Source organism: Pseudomonas sp. B21-028 (genome assembly GCF_024749045.1).
Taxonomy (GTDB): Bacteria; Pseudomonadota; Gammaproteobacteria; order Pseudomonadales; family Pseudomonadaceae; genus Aquipseudomonas.
In genome coordinates this window covers 5,937,540-5,953,743 of record NZ_CP087184.1, presented here as the reverse complement: position 1 = coordinate 5,953,743, position 16,204 = coordinate 5,937,540, and the positions used below count along the sequence as shown (strand labels likewise).

The window sequence follows — 16,204 nt, the reverse complement described above, 5'->3', positions numbered from 1 at the left end:
TGACTATGCAACGCTATTCGGGCTTCGGCCTCTTCAAGCACTCTCTCAGCCATCACGAAAACTGGCAGCGGATGTGGCGTACGCCGACGCCGAAAAAGGTCTACGACGTGGTTATCGTCGGCGGTGGCGGGCATGGCCTGGCGACCGCCTACTACCTGGCCAAGGAGCACGGCATCACCAACGTGGCCGTGGTCGAGAAAGGCTGGCTGGGCGGCGGTAACACCGCGCGCAACACCACCATCGTGCGCTCCAACTACCTGTGGGACGAATCGGCCCACCTGTACGAACACGCGATGAAGCTCTGGGAAGGCCTGTCCCAGGACCTGAACTACAACGTGATGTTCTCCCAGCGCGGTGTGTACAACCTGTGCCACACCCTGCAGGACATCCGTGACTCCGAGCGTCGGGTCAACGCCAACCGCCTCAACGGCGTGGATGGCGAGCTGCTCAACACCAAGCAAGTGGCCGACGAGATCCCGTACCTGGACTGCTCGAAGAACACCCGCTACCCGGTGTTGGGCGCTACCGTCCAGCGTCGCGGCGGCGTGGCCCGTCACGATGCCGTGGCCTGGGGCTTTGCCCGTGCCGCGGACGCCCTCGGCGTGGACCTGATCCAGCAGACCGAGGTAATCGGTTTCCGAAAGGAAAACGGCGTGTGCATCGGTGTGGAAACCAACAAGGGCTTCATCGGCGCCAAGCGCGTCGGCGTGGTGACCGCCGGTAACTCGGGGCACATGGCCAAGCTGGCCGGCTTCCGCCTGCCGGTCGAATCCCACCCGTTGCAAGCCCTGGTGTCCGAGCCGATCAAGCCGATCATCGACAGCGTGATCATGTCCAACGCCGTGCACGGCTACATCAGCCAGTCCGACAAGGGCGACCTGGTGATCGGTGCCGGTATCGACGGCTGGGTCGGCTACGGCCAGCGCGGTTCGTACCCGGTGATCGAGCACACCATCCAGGCCATCGTCGAGATGTTCCCAGTGCTCTCGCGGGTGCGCATGAACCGTCAGTGGGGCGGCATCGTCGACACCACGCCGGACGCCTGCCCGATCATCTCCAAGACGCCGGTGCCGAACATGTTCTTCAACTGCGGTTGGGGCACCGGTGGCTTCAAGGCCACTCCGGGCTCGGGCAACGTGTTTGCCGCCAGCCTGGCCAAGGGTGAAATGCACCCACTGGCCGCACCGTTTTCCATCGACCGTTTCCACAACGGTGCGCTCATCGACGAACACGGCGCTGCTGCCGTCGCCCACTAACAGGAGAAATCCCTATGTTGCACATCTTCTGTCCTCACTGCGGCGAACTGCGCTCCGAAGAGGAATTCCATTCGTCCGGCCAGGCGCACATCCCGCGTCCACTGGACCCGAACAGCTGCACCGACGAGGAGTGGGGCGACTACATGTTCTTCCGCGACAACCCTCGCGGCCTGCACCATGAGTTGTGGATCCACGCTGCCGGTTGCCGCCAGTACTTCAACGCGACCCGCGACACCGTGACCTACGAAATCCTGGAAACCTACAAGATCGGCCAAAAGCCGCAATTCACTGACAAGGCTGACAGTCCGAAAGCGGCCGCACAGGCTCTGGGAGAGAAGGTATGAGCCAGATCAATCGCCTGTCCAACGGCGGACGGATCGACCGCAACAAAGTGCTGAGCTTCACCTTCAACGGCCAGACCTACAAAGGCTTCGAAGGCGATTCCCTGGCCGCTGCACTGCTGGCCAACGGCGTCGACATCATCGGCCGCAGCTTCAAGTATTCCCGTCCACGGGGCATCTTCGCCGCCGGTGCGGAAGAGCCGAACGCGGTGCTGCAGATCGGCGCCACCGAAGCCACGCAGATTCCTAACGTGCGTGCCACGCAACAGGCGCTGTACCAGGGCCTGGTCGCCACCAGCACCAACGGCTGGCCGAGCGTGAACAATGACGTGATGGGTATTCTCGGCAAGGTCGGCGGCAAGATGATGCCGCCGGGCTTCTACTACAAAACCTTCATGTACCCGCAATCGTTCTGGATGACTTACGAAAAGTACATCCGCAAGGCCGCCGGCCTGGGCCGCTCGTCGACCGAGAACGATCCGGATACCTATGACTACATGAGCCGTCACTGCGATGTGCTGGTCGTCGGCGCCGGCCCTGCCGGCCTGGCCGCCGCCCTGGCCGCTGGTCGCAGCGGTGCGCGGGTGATCGTGGCTGACGAGCAGGAAGAGTTCGGCGGTAGCCTGCTCGATTCCCGCGAGAGCCTGGACGGCAAGCCGGCGACCGAATGGGTCGCGGCGGTAGTGGCCGAGCTGCGCTCGATGCCGGAAGTATTGCTGTTGCCTCGTGCCACGGTGAACGGTTACCACGACCACAACTTCCTGACCATCCACGAACGCCTCACCGACCACCTCGGTGACCGCGCGCCGATCGGCCAGGTGCGTCAGCGCATCAACCGCGTTCGCGCCAAGCGCGTAGTGCTGGCCACCGGTGCTTGCGAGCGTCCGCTGGTCTACGGCAACAACGACGTGCCGGGCAACATGCTGGCCGGTGCAGTCTCTACCTACGTGCGCCGCTACGGCGTGGCACCGGGCAAGAAGCTGGTGCTGTCCACCAACAACGACCACGCCTATCGCGTTGCGCTGGACTGGTTCGACGCCGGCCTGCAAGTTGTTGCCGTCGCCGATGCCCGCAGCAACCCACGCGGCGCGCTGGTGGAAGAAGCCCGCGCCAAAGGCATCCGCATCCTCACCGGCAGTGCCGTGATCGAGGCCCGTGGCAGCAAGCGCGTGACCGGTGCCCGCGTCGCCGCGATCGACGTCCGCGGACAAAAAGTCACCAGCCCCGGCGAATGGCTGGACTGCGACCTGGTCGCCAGCTCCGGCGGCTACAGCCCGGTGGTCCACCTGGCTTCGCACCTGGGCGGCAAGCCGATCTGGCGTGAAGACATCCTCGGTTTCGTACCGGGCGAAGCACCGCAGAAACGCGTATGCGTCGGCGGCGTGAATGGCGTCTACAGCCTCGGCGATACCCTGGCCGATGGTTTCGAGGGCGGCGTGCGCGCGGCCAGCGAAGCCGGCTTCAAAACCGTGGAAGGGGTGTTGCCCAAAGCCCTGAGCCGCCACGAAGAGCCAACCCTGGCGCTGTTCCAGGTGCCGCACGAAAAAGCTACCGCACGGGCGCCGAAGCAGTTCGTCGACCTGCAGAACGACGTCACCGCCGCCGCCATCGAACTCGCGACCCGCGAAGGCTTCGAGTCGGTGGAACACGTCAAGCGCTACACCGCACTGGGCTTCGGTACCGACCAGGGCAAGCTGGGTAACGTCAACGGCCTGGCCATCGCGGCACGTTCGCTGAACGTGAGCATCCCGCAGATGGGCACCACCATGTTCCGTCCGAACTACACGCCGGTAACATTCGGCGCGGTGGCCGGCCGGCACTGCGGACACATCTTCGAACCGGTTCGCTTCACCGCGCTGCATGCCTGGCACTTGAAGAACGGCGCCGAGTTCGAAGATGTCGGCCAGTGGAAGCGCCCTTGGTACTTCCCGAAGAACGGCGAAGACATGCACGCCGCGGTCAAGCGCGAATGCAAGGCGGTACGCGACAGCGTCGGCCTGCTGGACGCCTCGACCCTGGGCAAGATCGACATCCAGGGCCCGGATGCCCGTGAGTTCCTCAACCGCATCTACACCAACGCCTGGACCAAGCTCGACGTGGGCAAGGCCCGCTACGGCCTGATGTGCAAGGAAGACGGCATGGTGTTCGACGACGGCGTGACCGCCTGTGTCGCCGACAACCATTTCATCATGACCACCACCACCGGCGGTGCGGCCCGTGTGCTGCAATGGCTGGAGATCTACCAGCAGACCGAATGGCCGGACCTGAAGGTGTACTTCACCTCGGTCACCGACCACTGGGCAACCATGACCTTGTCGGGGCCCAACAGCCGCAAGCTGTTGAGCGAAGTCACCGACATCGACCTGGATCGTGACGGCTTCCCGTTCATGACCTGGAAAGAAGGCCTGGTGGGTGGCGTACCGGCGCGGGTGTTCCGGATTTCGTTCACCGGCGAGCTGTCGTACGAAGTCAACGTGCAGGCCGACTACGCCATGGGCGTGCTCGAGAAGATCGTCGAGGCCGGCAAGAAGTACAACCTGACCCCGTACGGCACTGAAACCATGCACGTACTGCGGGCCGAGAAGGGCTTCATCATCGTCGGTCAGGACACCGACGGCTCGATGACCCCGGACGACCTGAACATGGGCTGGTGCGTGGGCCGTACCAAACCGTTCTCGTGGATCGGCTGGCGTGGCATGAACCGGGAAGATTGCGTGCGTGAAGACCGCAAGCAACTGGTGGGCCTCAAGCCGATCGATCCGAACGTCTGGCTGCCGGAAGGCGCGCAACTGGTCTTCAACCCCAAGCAGGCGATCCCGATGACCATGGTGGGTCACGTGACCTCCAGCTACGCACACAACTCCCTGGGCTATTCATTCGCCATGGGTGTGGTCAAGGGGGGCTTGAAGCGTATCGGTGAGAGGGTTTTCTCGCCGCAGGCTGACGGTAGCGTGATCGAGGCAGAGATCGTTTCTTCGGTGTTCTTCGATCCGAAGGGCGATCGGCAGAATATCTAACACTTGAGCCCTGTGGGTGGGGGCGTGTGGGAGCAAAGCTTGCTCGCGATGCAGGCGACACGGTAGCCATCAGACCGAGTTATCGTTCATCGCGGGCAAGCCTTGCTCTCACAGCGCCACGCACCGGCAGGTCGAGCAAGCATTCATGACAGGTGCTATATGACAGCCGCCAATGTTTACCAACAACGCCCAACCACCGGGGCCAAAGCCGAGTCGTCGCTGCATCATGCCGACCTCGCCAGCCTGGTGGGCAAGGGGCGCAAGAACGCCGGCGTGACCGTGCGCGAGAAAAAACTCCTGGGCCACCTGACCATCCGTGGCGATGGCCACGATGCGGCATTCGCCGCGGGCGTGCACAAGGCCCTGGGCATCGAATTGCCGGGCGCGTTGAGCGTGATCGTCAAGGGTGAGACCAGTTTGCAATGGATGGGGCCGGATGAATGGCTGCTGGTCGTGCCGACCGGTGAAGAGTTCGCCGCCGAGCAGAAACTGCGTGAAGCCCTGGGCGACCTGCACATCCAGATCGTCAACGTCAGCGGCGGCCAGCAGATTCTCGAGCTGTCCGGCCCGAACGTGCGCGACGTGCTGATGAAATCCACCAGCTACGATGTACACCCAAGCAACTTCCCGGTAGGCAAGGCCGTGGGCACGGTGTTCGCCAAGTCGCAACTGGTGATCCGCCACACCGCCGAAGACACCTGGGAACTGCTGATCCGCCGCAGCTTCTCCGATTACTGGTGGCTGTGGCTGCAGGATGCGTCGGCTGAATATGGCTTGAGCGTGCAGGCCTGAGCTATCACGGTCTAAAGCCAAACATTTTTGTGGCGAGGGGATTTATCCCCGCTGGGCTGCGAAGCAGCCCCAATAAAGCTACATACAATCCAGCCTGACACACCGCTGGGGCTGGTTTAGGGCTGCTTCGCAGCCCAGCGGGGATAAATCCCCTCGCCACAGGTTCTGTGTTCGGGGATTAGCCACTACAAACAGGAGTCACCGCAATGAGTCGCGCCCCAGATACATGGATTTTGACTGCCGACTGCCCCAGCGTGCTCGGCACGGTGGACGCGGTGACCCGCTTTCTGTTCGAGCAGGGCTGCTACGTTACCGAACACCACTCCTTCGACGACCGGCTTTCGGGGCGTTTCTTCATTCGTGTGGAATTTCGCCAACCCGATGGTTTCGACGAGCAGGATTTCCGTGCCGGCCTGGCCGAGCGTGCCGAAGCCTTTGGCATGGTCTTCGAACTGACGCCGCCCAACTACCGGCCGAAAGTGGTGATCATGGTGTCCAAGGCCGATCACTGCCTCAACGATTTGCTCTACCGCCAGCGCATCGGCCAGTTGTCCATGGACGTGGTCGCGGTGGTGTCCAATCACCCGGACCTCAAGCCACTGGCCGACTGGCACCAGATTCCCTACTACCATTTCCCCCTGGATCCGAACGACAAGCCGGCCCAGGAGCGGCAGGTGTGGCAGGTGATCGAAGACACCGGCGCCGAGCTGGTGATCCTCGCCCGCTACATGCAGGTGCTGTCGCCGGAGCTGTGTCGCAAGCTCGACGGCAAGGCAATCAATATCCACCACTCCCTGCTGCCTGGCTTCAAGGGCGCCAAACCGTATCACCAGGCCTACAACAAAGGCGTGAAGCTGGTCGGTGCCACGGCGCATTACATCAATAACGACCTGGACGAAGGCCCGATCATCGCCCAGGGCGTGGAAGTGGTGGACCACAGTCATTACCCCGAGGACCTGATTGCCAAGGGGCGGGATATCGAAGGGCTCACATTGGCCCGGGCCGTGGGGTATCACATTGAAAGACGGGTTTTCCTGAACGCCAATCGTACTGTCGTTCTTTAGATGCTTGGCGGCGCTCTGAGGCCCGTTGGCGAGCAGTTCTTCTTTGATAATCCCAGTACTAATCCGAGCACAAACGCGCTGCCTGCCTGGGTGACGCAGTTCCACAAAAACAACAGCGAGGTGAAAGCATGTCCGGTAATCGTGGTGTCGTCTATCTCGGCAACGGCAAGGTCGAAGTACAGAAGATCGACTATCCAAAAATGCAGGACCCGCGTGGCAGAAAAATCGAGCACGGCGTCATCCTGCGCGTGGTATCCACCAACATCTGCGGCTCCGACCAGCACATGGTGCGCGGCCGTACCACCGCCCAGACCGGTCTGGTCCTGGGTCACGAGATCACCGGTGAAGTGATCGAGAAGGGCAGCGACGTCGAGAACCTGAAGATCGGTGATCTGGTGTCGGTACCGTTCAACGTCGCGTGCGGTCGTTGCCGTTCCTGCAAGGAACAGCACACCGGCGTCTGCCTGACCGTCAACCCGGCCCGTGCCGGTGGCGCCTATGGCTATGTCGACATGGGTGACTGGACCGGCGGCCAGGCCGAGTACGTGCTGGTGCCGTATGCCGACTTCAACCTGCTGAAACTGCCGGACCGCGACAAGGCCATGGAGAAGATCCGCGACCTGACTTGCCTGTCCGACATCCTGCCTACCGGTTACCACGGTGCGGTGACTGCCGGCGTTGGTCCTGGCAGCACTGTTTATATCGCCGGTGCTGGTCCGGTTGGTCTGGCTGCCGCGGCCTCTGCTCGTCTGCTCGGTGCAGCGGTGGTGATCGTCGGTGACGTCAACTCCATCCGTCTGGCTCACGCCAAGGCGCAGGGTTTTGAAATTGTCGACCTGTCCACCGACACACCATTGCATGAGCAAATCGCCGCACTGTTGGGCGAGCCTGAAGTCGATTGCGCCGTTGACTGCGTAGGCTTCGAAGCCCGTGGTCATGGTCATGACGGCGTCAAGCACGAAGCCCCGGCCACCGTGCTTAACTCGCTGATGCAAGTGACCCGCGTTGCCGGCAAGATCGGTATCCCTGGCCTGTACGTCACCGAAGATCCGGGTGCGGTCGATGCCGCCGCCAAGATCGGTGCCCTGAGCATCCGCTTCGGCCTCGGCTGGGCCAAGTCCCACAGCTTCCACACCGGCCAGACCCCGGTGATGAAGTACAACCGCGCGCTGATGCAGGCGATCATGTGGGACCGCATCAACATCGCGGACATCGTCGGCGTACAGGTGATCAGCCTGGACGACGCGCCGAAAGGCTACGGCGAGTTCGACGCTGGCGTGCCGAAGAAATTCGTGATTGACCCGCACAAGATGTTCAGCGCGGCGTAAGGTTGGAAGCAAGACGGAAAAAGGGCGACAGTGATGTCGCCCTTTTTATTTGGCTGTAGCGGCAGGTGTCTGCTGCCTATTCTTCCATAAATTGTTCGTTCCATTCCCGTCAGGCCTGGGTAACCCCACTCAGGGCTGGGTTACCGTTGCCGTTTTGACCCGCTCGCAGAAATCGGGGTAGAAACCCCAGACATTCGTGTTCCGGCAATCAAGCTGGGCCTGGGCCAGCGCATCCCTGCCGAAGGTGAGGCTGCGGGGCAGGCTGGCGAAGGTGACATAACCATCCCTTTGGGTCTTGATCGCGTCGAAGCCCTGCATGTCGTAGACCAATTCAACATCGTCGTCGGCAAGGAACCGGGCCTTGACCGTTACCTGGGTGTACTGCTTGCCCCCAGGGGCGTTGTTGAGCGCCGCGAGACCGTGGCCGACAACGCGCAGCAGGCGCGGCACCCAACCCTCGTCATTCTCGGTGGAGGCGTCCGGGCGATAGGTGATGGTGAGCGTTTGCCGATCACGGGTTACCGCCGTCAGGGACGGGTCGAAGCGCTTGATGCGATGTTCGATGGTCAGCCAGGTTTTTTGCTCCTCGCTGACACCATCGGCCAACTCCGGATTCAGCGGTCCTCGCTGGCATTCGTTGACGCCCAGCACAATAAGCATGCCCGTCAGGATGACCGCGAGGGTGGCGCCACCAATTTTTACGTCCATGGGCAAACTCTTCAGTGGGAGGCGCACTGTACGGTATCAGCGGACTGCGGGTCATCTGCCAGCGGCGGGTAAGCGATAAATCAATCAGAAACTCAGGTTGAAGTCGTCAGCATCGATGAGCTTGCACACTTGAAGGGCAAGATTTTCGCAGCGCCGATTCGTCCACTCTGAAACAGGCGGCTGTATCTGAAGATACTGGAGGGCCAGATTTACGGATGCGTATGCGCAAGTGAGGGTTGTTCTTCCCGGTGTTTGTGGGTCGTCAATGTCATGGAGAGCAAACTCGGCACCGTTGAATTGCATGGATGCCGGATCGTCCATTTTAATAGCGCTCTGACTTGCCCACTCTCGATCATCCTGTACTTCCGTGGACTTAACATCCCAGGGTTTGATGTGTTCACTGATATTCGCAATGGCAGGACAGGTTACTTCGCCGGCCTTAACAGGGTTGATAAACAATAGAAGTAACCACGCGCATCCCGTCAGAGTATTTTTCATGTCCAGGCTCCATTGGTTCCAATAGAACATGGTCGCCATTGGAGCCGATCGGGCTACTGTCAATCCTGACAGTTTTTTATGCTTTTTTAGAATAGTTAGAGACGTTCATCGCTTTTGGCGGTAGTCAGCCTCGAAGACGGTCGGAATGTGGACCGGCGGAACGATCCTTACTCTCCTCAGTCCAACCCACGATTTCGTGCCGCCCCCCATCGGGCGGTTTTTAATGGCTCAAGAGGACGTTCGCAATGAAGGTTTCACGCGGTTTCGCACTGTCTTGCCTGCTGTCGCTGGCGGCCAGTCCGGCCTTCGCGCAGTTCAGCCTCAGTGATGCGGCCAACGCAGTGGCGGCCATGCAGGGCGGTCAGGGTGAGCAGGGGGCCGTGGCCGCCGCGCCCGAAGCCGCCGGGTTGCTCAACACGTTGGGTTCGGAGCTGAAGATCACGCCGGAGCAGGCCATCGGCGGTGCCGGCGCGATGTTGGGGCTGGCAAAGAATCGTCTCAGCGAGCCACAGTTTTCCGAGCTGAGCCAAAGCGTGCCAGGCCTGGACCAGATTGCCGGCAACAGCGCCATCGGCGGACTCAATGGCCTGGGCGGCCTGCTCGGTGGTGGTTCGCAGAAGAATGCCTTGCTCGATGGCCTGCTGGGCAACGTCAAGGACACCAACGATTTGAACAATGCCTTCAGTGCCTTGGGCATGGACAGCGGCATGATCGGCCAGTTTGCCCCGGTGATCCTCCAGTACCTGGGCCAACAAGGCGTGGCCAGCACCTTGCTGCAGAACCTCGGCGGCATCTGGGGCACCGGCGCCGGGATCTGATCAGCGGCGCTCGTCGAGCAAGGCGACGATGCGTCGATCCTTTTCGGTCCAGAGCTGGTTGACCCAGTTCTGGACGTGCTGGCGAAACACCGGATCGTTTTCGTAATCGCCTTGCCACAGCGCAGGGTCCAGCGGGCGGGTCTGGATGTCGATGATGACCTTTGGCACGGAACCGCTGATCAAATCCCAGAACCCCGGAATCCGCGCCTGCGGATACACCACGGTCACATCCAGGATCGCGTCCAGTTGTTCGCCCATCGCCGCCAGCACGAACGCCACGCCACCGGCCTTGGGCTTGAGCAGATGGGCAAAGGGTGATTGCTGCTGCTGGCTTTTGGCGGCGGTAAAGCGTGTCCCTTCGAGGTAGTTCACCACGGTGACCGGCTGGCGCTTGAACAGCTCGCAGGCCGCCCGGGTGATTTCCAGGTCCTTGCCGGCCAGTTCCGGGTTTTTCGCCAGGAAGGCTTTGGTATAGCGCTTCATGAACGGATAATCCAGCGCCCACCAGGCCAGGCCCAGGAAGGGCACCCAGATCAGTTCTCTCTTGAGAAAAAACTTGAAGAACGGTGTGCGCCGGTTGAGGGTCTGGATGAGGGCGGGAATGTCCACCCAGGACTGGTGATTGCTGATGACCAGGTAAGACGTATCGCCACGCAAGCCTTCGCCGCCGCGAATATCCCACCGGGTGGGAATGCACAGGGCGAAGATCAGTTTGTCGATCTCGGCCCAGGTTTCGGCGATCCACATTACCGCCCACGAGGCATAGTCGCGAAGGCGCCCGGGCAGGATCAGCTTGAGCAGCGCGAACACCATCAACGGCCCGAACAGCACCAGGGTGTTGAGCAACAGCAACAGGGTGACGAAACAGCCGGTGAGCAGGCGGCGCATAAATGACTCTTGCAAGCGGGTGGGCGGGCCATGATAAGCAGCTTCGGGCGGCAGGCCAAATTGTGCTGGACGAATGTTTCACCTTTTGACCGGTATGCTGGGTTTCCCAACAGGCTTTGCCATCACCCCAATCGGGGCCGCTTCGCTGCCCAGCGGGAGCAAGCTCCCTTGCCACAGACCGAACGAATCCACCGCTCACGGTCTAAAAAGCCACCCCCACAGGAGCCCTATTGCATGAAATCCCTTCTCGCCCTGTTTTCCCTGGTGGCCCTTCCCGTGCTGGCCGCCGAACCGACCCTTTATGGGCGCTACGAATACATCGCGCTGCCGGAAATCGGCGGTGAAGTGCTCAAGGCCAAGATGGACACCGGGGCTCTGACCGCCTCGCTGTCGGCCAAGGACATTGAAACGTTTACCCGCGACGGTGATGACTGGGTGCGCTTCCGCCTGGCGACCAAGGACGCGAGCAACAAGGTCTACGAGCACAAGATCGCGCGTATCAGCAAGATCAAGACCCGTTCCGAGGAGGATGAGGACGAGGACGAAAAGATCGCCCCCACCAAACGCCCGGTGGTGGACCTGGAGCTGTGCCTGGGTGACGTCAAGCGTACCGTCGAGGTCAACCTGACCGACCGCAGCAGCTTCAATTACCCGTTGTTGATCGGCGCCAAGGCACTGCGCGAATTCGGTGCGGCGGTGAACCCGGCCCGACGTTTCACGGCGGACAAGCCCGACTGCTGATTTCCCCGATTGACGTGCCCCGAGGCTTGGGGCACCGTTCCGGCAACTTTACTGCCGGGCTCGCAAGACATGCCTCATATTCTGATTGTCGAAGACGAAGCCGCCATCGCCGATACGCTGGTGTTCGCCCTGCAAGGGGAGGGCTTCGAGACCACTTGGTTGAGCCTGGGGGCCGCCGCGCTCGAACACCAGAAAAGCACCCCCGCGGACCTGATCATCCTCGACGTGGGGCTGCCGGATATCAGTGGTTTCGAGACTTGCAAGAATCTCAGACGTTTCAGCGACGTTCCGGTCATTTTTCTGACAGCCCGGGATGGTGAGATCGACCGGATCGTGGGGCTGGAGATCGGCGCCGATGATTACGTGGTCAAACCCTTCAGCCCCCGAGAGGTGGCGGCCAGGGTCCGGGCGATCCTCAAGCGGGTAGCGCCAGCGCCAAGGCCGGCCACGGAACTGGGCACGGCGTTGTTCCAGGTGGACAGCGATCGCGTGCAGATCAATTATCGCGGCAAACCGCTGAACCTCACCCGCCACGAATTTCGCCTGCTGAACTGTCTGCTGGAGCAACCCGAACGGGTATTCAGCCGCGAACAACTGCTCGACGCCCTGGGCGTGGCCAGCGATGCCGGCTACGAGCGCAGCATCGACAGCCATATCAAGAGCGTGCGCGCCAAGTTGCGCCTGGTCAGGGCCGAGGCCGAACCGATCCAGACCCATCGCGGCCTCGGCTACAGCTACAGCCCGGGGCACAGCTGATGCCGTTGGGGATCCGCATTTTTCTGGTCTATGTGCTGTTCATCGGCCTGACCGGGTATTTCGTGCTGGGCACGGTGATCGAGCAGATCCGTCCCGGTGTGCGCCAGTCCACCGAGGAAACCCTGGTGGACACGGCCAACCTGATGGCCGAGATCCTGCGGGACGACTTCAAGGCCGGGACCCTCAATCGCAATCGCTGGCCTCAGTTGCTCAAGGCCTATGGCGAGCGTCAGCCGGGGGCGACGATCTGGGGCTTGCCGAAGAACCGGGTCAGCCATCGCATCTACGTCACGGATGTCAAGGGTATCGTGGTACTCGACTCCAGCGGTGAGGCCGTGGGCCAGGACTATTCGCGCTGGAACGACGTCTACCTGACCCTGCGCGGCCAATACGGCGCCCGCTCGAGCCGTAGCATCGCGGATGACCCGAACTCTTCGGTGATGCACGTCGGTGCGCCGATCCGCGATAACGGCCGGATCATCGGCGTGGTCACCGTGGCCAAGCCCAACAGCTCGCTGCAGCCTTATATCGACCGCACGGAACGGCGACTGCTGCTCTACGGCGTCGGCTTGATCGGCCTCGGCCTGGTGCTGGGGGCGTTGCTGTCGTGGTGGCTCAGCTCGGCGCTGCGTCGCTTGACCGCCTATGCCCAAGCCGTCAGCCAGGGGCAACGGGTGGAAGTGCCGCATTATCGCGGTGGCGAGTTCGAGCAACTGGCGCACGCCCTGGAGCACATGCGCACACAGCTCGAAGGCAAGGCTTACGTCGAGCGCTACGTGCACACCCTGACGCACGAACTCAAGAGCCCGCTGGCGGCGATTCGCGGCGCCGCCGAGCTGTTGCAAAGCGACATGCCCGCCGCGCAACACCAGCGCTTTGTCAGCAACATCGACAGCGAAAGCGTGCGCATGCAGCAATTGATCGAACGTCTGCTCAACCTGGCCCAGGTCGAACAGCGCCAGGGCCTGGAAGAACAGGTCGCGGTGCCGCTGGCGGGGCTTGTGGATGAACTGCTCGAGGCTCGCAGCGGCTGGATCGAGCGCCGGCAACTTCGGGTCGAGCGGCACATCGCCGCCGACCTGGCACTGACCGGCGAAGCGTTCCTGTTGCGCCAGGCCTTGGGCAACCTGCTGGACAATGCCCTGGATTTCACCCCCGCCAACGGGGTGTTGCGCGTCAGTGCCGGGCGCGGTGGCAACCGTGTCGAGATCCGCCTGTTCAACCAGGCCGAGCCGATTCCCGACTACGCCCTGCCGCGCCTGAGCGAGCGCTTCTATTCCCTGCCGCGCCCGGACAGCGGCCGCAAGAGCACCGGCTTGGGGCTCAACTTCGTGGAGGAAGTGGTGCAGCTGCATGAGGGCGAATTCGGCATCGGCAATGTCGAGGGCGGGGTAGAGGTGGTGCTGCGGTTGCCCTGAAATTCGGCGCATAGCCTTTGTGGGAGCGAGCCTGCTCGCGAATGCGGTGAACCCGTCGACATCATCCTCAATGACACACCGCTTTCGCGAGCAGGCCCGCTCCCACAGGTTCTCTAGTCTCCACACAATCTCCACATTGCCCACATAAACATCCCATACAGCACTTGCAGACTCTCCCCCATTCGAACAGGGAGAGCCCCACATGAACCGCAGTCTCGCCATAAAACTGGGCATGATCGCCCTATTGATTCTCCTGCTGATGATCCCGCTGTTGATGATCAACGGCCTCATCGACGAACGCCAATCCCTGCGCGACGGTGTATTGCAGGAGATCGCCAGCAGTTCCAGCCATAGCCAGCAGCTCATCGGGCCGATGATCGTGGTGCCGTTCCGCAAGAACGTGCGGGTCTGGAATACCAACGAGAAGACCGGTGTGCGTTTCCTGGAAACGGTCGAGCAGAGCGGTGAGTTGTATTTCCTGCCGGAGCAGTTCGAACTCGACGGCCAGGTCCGGACCGAAACCCGCGCCCGGGGCATTTATGAGGCGCGGCTGTTCCACGCCGAGAACCGGATCGATGGTCGCTTCAAGGTGCCTGAGCGCTATGGCCTGGCTGCCAAGGATCTGGCCGATTACCGCTTCGACGAACCCTATCTGAGCGTGGGCATCAGCGACATCCGTGGTATCGAGAATGCACTGACCCTGAAACTCAACCAGCAGACAGTGGATTTCCTGCCCGGCTCGCGGGTTGGCTGGCTGGGGCAGGGGGTGCATGTGCCGCTGCCGATGGTCAACGCCCAGAACAGTGCCGAACTGGCCTTCGGTTTCGACCTGAGCCTGCAAGGCACCGGTGAGTTGCAGATTCTGCCGGTGGGCAAGACCAGCAAGGTGCACCTGACCGCCGACTGGCCGCACCCGAGTTTTATCGGCAACTACTTGCCCATCAGCCGCGACATCAACGAGAAGGGCTTCAGCGCCGACTGGCAGACTTCGTTCTTCTCTACCAACCTTGAAGAAGCCCTGCAGAACTGCGTGTCGAGCGAGGGCTGTGAAACATTTCGCAGCCGGGCCTTCGGCGTGAGCTTCATCGACCCGGTGGACCAGTACCTCAAGAGCGACCGGGCGATCAAATATGCACTGCTGTTCATCGCCCTGACCTTCGCCGGCTTCTTCCTGTTCGAAGTGCTCAAGAGCCTGGCGGTGCACCCGGTCCAATACGCCCTGGTGGGCGTGGCGCTGGCATTCTTCTACCTGTTGCTGCTGTCACTGTCGGAGCACATCGGTTTTGCCTCGGCGTATCTGTTGTCGGCCAGCGCCTGTGTACTGTTGATCGGGTTCTACGTCTGTCATGTGCTGCGCAGCGTGAACCATGGCCTGGGCTTCTCGGCGGGGTTGGCGGCGCTGTATGCCTTGCTCTACGGCCTGTTGAGCGCCGAAGACTACGCACTGTTGATGGGCTCGCTGTTGCTGTTCGGTCTGTTGGGTGTGTTCATGGTGCTGACCCGCAAACTGGACTGGTACGGGGTCGGTTCGAAGCCTGCGCCTGCGATGACTTTCGATCTGGGAGAGGTGAAATGAGCCGGTCGCTGGGGTTGCGGGAGGACCGGCGGGTGAGGGAAGTGCTGGTGGCGCTTGTATCTGGGTTGTTTCCGTTGGATCCGGTGGGCTTCTATCGCGAGCAGGCTCGCTCCCACAGGTCCGGCGCTATCCTTTGTGGGAGCGAGCCTGCTCGCGATGAGGCCATCACATTTGGAGAAAGATCTAGATCCTGGGCACGGTAGCGACCATTGAAGGCCGCAAGCTCACCTCGGCAAACCACGCCGCCAGCTGCGGATGGGCCTTGCGCCATTCCAGGTCGGGATGGCGCAGATCCAGGTAACCCAAGGCGCAGGCGACGCTGATGGACGCCACGTCAAAATGGCTGGCCAGTTCGGCAATCGCCTCGGCTTCGAGCATGCCAAGGGCACGGCGAATCTTGTCCCGCTGGGCATCGAGCCATTCGTCCCAGTGCTTTTCCGCCGGGCGCAAGGCCATTTCATAGCGAATCATCACCGCAGCGTCCATGATTCCGTCGGCCAGGGAGGCCAGGGTCAGGCGCCGCCAGCGGGCCGCGCCGTCACGGGGGATCAGCGGGTTGCCGACATGCTGATGGTCGAGGTAATCGAGGATGACACGGCTGTCGTGGATCACGCTGCCGTTGGCCAGGCGCAGGGCCGGGATTTTGCTCAGCGGGTTGTCATCGATCAGCTTCTGGTCCGGCTTGACGGGCGTGAGCTGGCTGAGTTGCAACGCGACGCGGTCCTGCTGGCCGGTTTCGTGCAACAGCACCAGGACCTTGCGCACGAAGGGCGAGGCGGGGTTGTGGAACAGCGTCATGCTGGGAACGGACATGGCAACGTCTCGATCAGGGAGGATGTCGCGCAGCATAGCGCTTCATCAAGGCGCAAGGCAGAGGTGACCGGACCCTGCGGCCCAGTCTGTACTCTGGGGGCACGTGGCTGGGCATACAACGCTCAGGTAGGTACCCTGGGGGAGGTGGTCATCGTATGGCTGCTGGCTGAAGGGTAATCAGTCGGTCCGC

At 61.9% G+C, this 16,204-nt stretch carries 15 protein-coding genes; 11 read left to right on the top strand and 4 right to left on the bottom strand.

Annotation, left to right across the window (positions count from 1 at the left end; all coding sequences use genetic code 11):
• The first annotated feature begins 5 nt into the window (after positions 1-5).
• The 6 genes from LOY35_RS25915 (at position 6) to fdhA (ending at position 7,798) form a co-directional block, all read left to right on the top strand.
• Positions 6-1,256, top strand: a complete 1,251-nt coding sequence (locus LOY35_RS25915) for a sarcosine oxidase subunit beta family protein (RefSeq protein ID WP_258628700.1) — start codon at positions 6-8, stop codon at positions 1,254-1,256.
• 14 nt (positions 1,257-1,270) lie between these two features.
• A complete protein-coding gene (locus LOY35_RS25910) occupies positions 1,271-1,600 on the top strand; it encodes a sarcosine oxidase subunit delta (protein WP_024779445.1) in 330 nt (109 codons plus the stop codon).
• Entirely contained in the window at positions 1,597-4,614 is a 3,018-nt protein-coding gene (locus LOY35_RS25905; RefSeq protein ID WP_258628697.1) for a sarcosine oxidase subunit alpha, read from the top strand. The genes LOY35_RS25910 and LOY35_RS25905 overlap by 4 nt, the downstream gene beginning before the upstream one ends.
• A gap of 159 nt (positions 4,615-4,773) precedes the next feature.
• Positions 4,774-5,406, top strand: a complete 633-nt coding sequence (locus LOY35_RS25900) for a sarcosine oxidase subunit gamma (protein ID WP_041022257.1) — start codon at positions 4,774-4,776, stop codon at positions 5,404-5,406.
• A 206-nt stretch (positions 5,407-5,612) separates the two neighbouring features.
• Positions 5,613-6,470: a formyltetrahydrofolate deformylase gene (gene purU, locus LOY35_RS25895; protein ID WP_047702346.1), complete on the top strand. Its 858-nt coding sequence runs from the start codon at positions 5,613-5,615 to the stop codon at positions 6,468-6,470.
• 128 nt (positions 6,471-6,598) lie between these two features.
• Positions 6,599-7,798, top strand: coding sequence for a formaldehyde dehydrogenase, glutathione-independent (gene fdhA, locus LOY35_RS25890; protein WP_258628693.1), 1,200 nt, complete (start codon positions 6,599-6,601; stop codon positions 7,796-7,798).
• A gap of 129 nt (positions 7,799-7,927) precedes the next feature.
• Here fdhA and LOY35_RS25885 read toward each other — a convergent pair whose 3' ends face one another.
• Together LOY35_RS25885 and LOY35_RS25880 are read right to left on the bottom strand one after the other, a co-directional pair.
• On the bottom strand, positions 7,928-8,506 hold the full coding sequence (locus tag LOY35_RS25885) for a hypothetical protein (RefSeq protein ID WP_258628690.1): 579 nt from the start codon (positions 8,504-8,506) through the stop codon (positions 7,928-7,930).
• Positions 8,507-8,590: 84 nt separating this feature from the next.
• Positions 8,591-9,004 (bottom strand): DUF3757 domain-containing protein, encoded by a 414-nt coding sequence (locus LOY35_RS25880; RefSeq protein WP_258628688.1) that lies wholly within the window; start codon positions 9,002-9,004, stop codon positions 8,591-8,593.
• 245 nt (positions 9,005-9,249) lie between these two features.
• On the opposite strand from LOY35_RS25880, the gene LOY35_RS25875 reads away from it, so the two are divergent.
• Positions 9,250-9,822: a DUF2780 domain-containing protein gene (locus LOY35_RS25875; RefSeq protein WP_258628686.1), complete on the top strand. Its 573-nt coding sequence runs from the start codon at positions 9,250-9,252 to the stop codon at positions 9,820-9,822.
• Here LOY35_RS25875 and LOY35_RS25870 read toward each other — a convergent pair whose 3' ends face one another.
• Positions 9,823-10,710 (bottom strand): acyltransferase, encoded by an 888-nt coding sequence (locus LOY35_RS25870; protein WP_258628683.1) that lies wholly within the window; start codon positions 10,708-10,710, stop codon positions 9,823-9,825. It abuts the gene before it with no gap.
• A 234-nt stretch (positions 10,711-10,944) separates the two neighbouring features.
• On the opposite strand from LOY35_RS25870, the gene LOY35_RS25865 reads away from it, so the two are divergent.
• The 4 genes from LOY35_RS25865 to creD all read left to right on the top strand — a co-directional run bounded on the left by LOY35_RS25865 (position 10,945) and on the right by creD (position 15,201).
• Positions 10,945-11,451, top strand: a complete 507-nt coding sequence (locus LOY35_RS25865) for an ATP-dependent zinc protease (RefSeq protein WP_258628681.1) — start codon at positions 10,945-10,947, stop codon at positions 11,449-11,451.
• Between the two features lie 69 nt (positions 11,452-11,520).
• Positions 11,521-12,207, top strand: a complete 687-nt coding sequence (gene creB, locus LOY35_RS25860; RefSeq protein WP_258628679.1) for a two-component system response regulator CreB — start codon at positions 11,521-11,523, stop codon at positions 12,205-12,207.
• Positions 12,207-13,625, top strand: coding sequence for a two-component system sensor histidine kinase CreC (gene creC / locus LOY35_RS25855; RefSeq protein ID WP_258628677.1), 1,419 nt, complete (start codon positions 12,207-12,209; stop codon positions 13,623-13,625). Before creB ends, creC begins: the two co-directional genes overlap by 1 nt.
• 202 nt (positions 13,626-13,827) lie before the next feature.
• Positions 13,828-15,201 (top strand): cell envelope integrity protein CreD, encoded by a 1,374-nt coding sequence (gene creD, locus LOY35_RS25850; RefSeq protein ID WP_258628675.1) that lies wholly within the window; start codon positions 13,828-13,830, stop codon positions 15,199-15,201.
• Positions 15,202-15,384: 183 nt separating this feature from the next.
• Here creD and LOY35_RS25845 read toward each other — a convergent pair whose 3' ends face one another.
• Positions 15,385-16,014, bottom strand: coding sequence for a glutathione S-transferase (locus tag LOY35_RS25845; RefSeq protein ID WP_258628674.1), 630 nt, complete (start codon positions 16,012-16,014; stop codon positions 15,385-15,387).
• Between the last annotated feature and the right edge of the window lie 190 nt (positions 16,015-16,204).

Excerpts from the sequence above, each read along its gene's own strand:
- LOY35_RS25915 (WP_258628700.1), top strand. The coding sequence starts at position 6 with ATGCAACGCTATTCGGGCTTCGGCCTCTTCAAGCACTCTCTCAGCCAT.
- LOY35_RS25910 (WP_024779445.1), top strand. The coding sequence starts at position 1,271 with ATGTTGCACATCTTCTGTCCTCACTGCGGCGAACTGCGCTCCGAAGAG.
- LOY35_RS25905 (WP_258628697.1), top strand. The coding sequence starts at position 1,597 with ATGAGCCAGATCAATCGCCTGTCCAACGGCGGACGGATCGACCGCAAC.
- LOY35_RS25900 (WP_041022257.1), top strand. The coding sequence starts at position 4,774 with ATGACAGCCGCCAATGTTTACCAACAACGCCCAACCACCGGGGCCAAA.
- purU (WP_047702346.1), top strand. The coding sequence starts at position 5,613 with ATGAGTCGCGCCCCAGATACATGGATTTTGACTGCCGACTGCCCCAGC.
- fdhA (WP_258628693.1), top strand. The coding sequence starts at position 6,599 with ATGTCCGGTAATCGTGGTGTCGTCTATCTCGGCAACGGCAAGGTCGAA.
- LOY35_RS25885 (WP_258628690.1), bottom strand. The coding sequence starts at position 8,506 with ATGGACGTAAAAATTGGTGGCGCCACCCTCGCGGTCATCCTGACGGGC.
- LOY35_RS25880 (WP_258628688.1), bottom strand. The coding sequence starts at position 9,004 with ATGAAAAATACTCTGACGGGATGCGCGTGGTTACTTCTATTGTTTATC.
- LOY35_RS25875 (WP_258628686.1), top strand. The coding sequence starts at position 9,250 with ATGAAGGTTTCACGCGGTTTCGCACTGTCTTGCCTGCTGTCGCTGGCG.
- LOY35_RS25870 (WP_258628683.1), bottom strand. The coding sequence starts at position 10,710 with ATGCGCCGCCTGCTCACCGGCTGTTTCGTCACCCTGTTGCTGTTGCTC.
- LOY35_RS25865 (WP_258628681.1), top strand. The coding sequence starts at position 10,945 with ATGAAATCCCTTCTCGCCCTGTTTTCCCTGGTGGCCCTTCCCGTGCTG.
- creB (WP_258628679.1), top strand. The coding sequence starts at position 11,521 with ATGCCTCATATTCTGATTGTCGAAGACGAAGCCGCCATCGCCGATACG.
- creC (WP_258628677.1), top strand. The coding sequence starts at position 12,207 with ATGCCGTTGGGGATCCGCATTTTTCTGGTCTATGTGCTGTTCATCGGC.
- creD (WP_258628675.1), top strand. The coding sequence starts at position 13,828 with ATGAACCGCAGTCTCGCCATAAAACTGGGCATGATCGCCCTATTGATT.
- LOY35_RS25845 (WP_258628674.1), bottom strand. The coding sequence starts at position 16,014 with ATGTCCGTTCCCAGCATGACGCTGTTCCACAACCCCGCCTCGCCCTTC.